We start from the raw sequence: 1,982 nt of genomic DNA, 5'->3' as shown, positions 1-1,982 counted from the left end.
GATCTCAATCCGATCGAAATGGCCTTCGCCAAGCTCAAGGCGCATCTGCGCGCTAAGGCCATCAGAACCATCGACGCCCTGTGGCAGGCCATCGGCGATATCTGCAATCTCTTCTCCCCAACAGAATGCAGAAACTACTTCGCCGCAGCAGGATATGGACTCACATGAAAGTCCGATGCTCTAGCGTCTAATTCGCGCTTTGCCGCCTCCACGCGAGAACTGCGTTTTCGGTATCCGATTTGGGAGCAGTGTCATTCCATCGGTCCCAAAACGCAATGGTTTGGCTGTCAGGTTTCAAGGCGGGTTCAGTTACCCTAATTCTAGTGGGCAGTAGGCTTGCGTCGCCAACAACAAGCGCTTCTCCCGTGTCGAGGACAGGCAGCAGTTCGCCGAAACTTCCTAAGCTGTCGGGCAGAAGGCGTCGGATGACATTTTGATCATCGCCGTTAGTCAGCCGCATCGCAACAACGTTGTTGCACTGGCTCAGTACAGTCCTATTCACCTCGGAAGGGCGTTGACTGATTACTACTAAGCCAATCCCATACTTCCGGCCTTCCTTCGCAATGCGCTCAAAAATCTCGACAGACACCGCGTCCGAACTATCCGCCGAAGCGCGTTCCGGAATGTAAAGATGTGCCTCGTCACAGAGCATTGCAATCGGGTGGCGATCTTCAGGCTTGGTCCACTGGTTAGCCGTAAAGATGATGCGTGCAAGCAGGCTGACCATTAGTGGCAATACATCCGATGGCACCTCTGAGAAATCAATGATCTTGACCCCGCCACGTTGCTCCGTCTGTGCCCCACGTCCCGCAACAATTCGATGTACCATCTTCGGAAGCCATTCCATTGCCATGCACTCCGCAGGCGGCTTGAAGAGGAATGAAAGGCGACGGTCAGAGCGCTTTGCTTCCAGCCTCGGGATGAGTCGACTCAATTTACCGAAGAAGTCTCCTTGTTTTTCACCTCTAGATCCTGGAACCATTTCGGTATTGAGGTCATTCAATTCATCAATGACCCCATCGATGTCGAAAGGTATTGGGCTATCGATGGTAAAATTGTCCAAGATTGACTTGTGTTTTGGGTCAGTCAGGGTTGCACGTTTTGCGTCAGTGATTGCCCTCGTCATCAACATCGCCTGGTTGGGAGCGTTCTGGTCACTCCTGTCAACGAACATTGAAACTAGCGCCTCGTAACCCAAGAGCCAGTACGGTAAATGCAAAATTCCATATTTTAGAGTTGTTCCGCGTTCAATGTCTGCTGGTCCTGCAATTTTTAGATGTTGAAATGCGTCCCCGATCAAGGGGCGATACTCACCGTGTATGTCGAAAGTACGACATTTGCCTGTGGTAGCGCCGAAATTTGTTCTAAAAGTCTCGCGGTCGTCCAGGATTTTCCTGAGCCAGTGCTTCCAACTATCACGGCGTGCCGTTGAAAGAGCTTATTTCCATTAAGATAGGCTACGGCTTCGTCATCCAAGGTAAATGTACCTAGGGAGAGTTTTGGTCCATCAACTTCTACATTCGAAATCACTTGCATAAAACCCGTCAACCGCTCCCCCTCAAGAGCAAAACAGTTGGCTTCGATCTCGGGGACTGTTTCTAGGGTGCGGCGGAAGACATTCTGTTTTGTACCTTCTCTGTCCAATAGAGTCCCGATTAGGGTAATTTTGACGAGATTATTTTCATTTGGTTCAAGTTGATCGTCACCGGCAATATCATCCCCRACGCCCACTCGCTCGTCAGGTTTGCGTGTGATCTTGACGACAATCCCAATGAGATGTTGCCCCGCTCGGCTGCTTTGCAATACTGCTAGACGATTGACTTGAAGCCGCTTCAGTCGATCTAGATTGTCGACACGAATTGTTACTGCGACCGTATCAACGGAAATAACCGCTCCAAGAGCCTCTGAATCTTCAAAATCAAAGATAGTCATGCCAAATTCCTAAAGTACGAGTTTGCGGAAGCCTTCCAATGACCAAAGGT

The 1,982-nt window shown here is 50.2% G+C and carries 2 protein-coding genes and 1 pseudogene; 1 reads left to right on the top strand and 2 read right to left on the bottom strand.

Translation table 11 applies throughout. The annotated features are described in order from the left end of the window. A pseudogene (locus AC1DWF_RS31645) lies at positions 1 to 168 on the top strand (IS630 family transposase); the annotation flags it as partial. A 19-nt stretch (positions 169 to 187) separates the two neighbouring features. Here AC1DWF_RS31645 and AC1DWF_RS31640 read toward each other — a convergent pair. Together AC1DWF_RS31640 and AC1DWF_RS31635 are read right to left on the bottom strand one after the other, a co-directional pair. Next, the gene (locus AC1DWF_RS31640; protein ID WP_476788279.1) at positions 188 to 1,300 is read right to left on the bottom strand and encodes an ATP-binding protein; all 1,113 of its coding nucleotides are present in this window, start codon (positions 1,298 to 1,300) and stop codon (positions 188 to 190) included. Beyond that, positions 1,297 to 1,932, bottom strand: a complete 636-nt coding sequence (locus AC1DWF_RS31635; protein WP_476788278.1) for a helicase HerA domain-containing protein — start codon at positions 1,930 to 1,932, stop codon at positions 1,297 to 1,299. Before AC1DWF_RS31635 ends, AC1DWF_RS31640 begins: the two co-directional genes overlap by 4 nt. Between the last annotated feature and the right edge of the window lie 50 nt (positions 1,933 to 1,982).

The sequence above is a fragment of the Aminobacter sp. P4_D5 genome (assembly GCF_056401815.1).
This window is presented reverse-complemented; position numbering and strand designations above follow the sequence as displayed.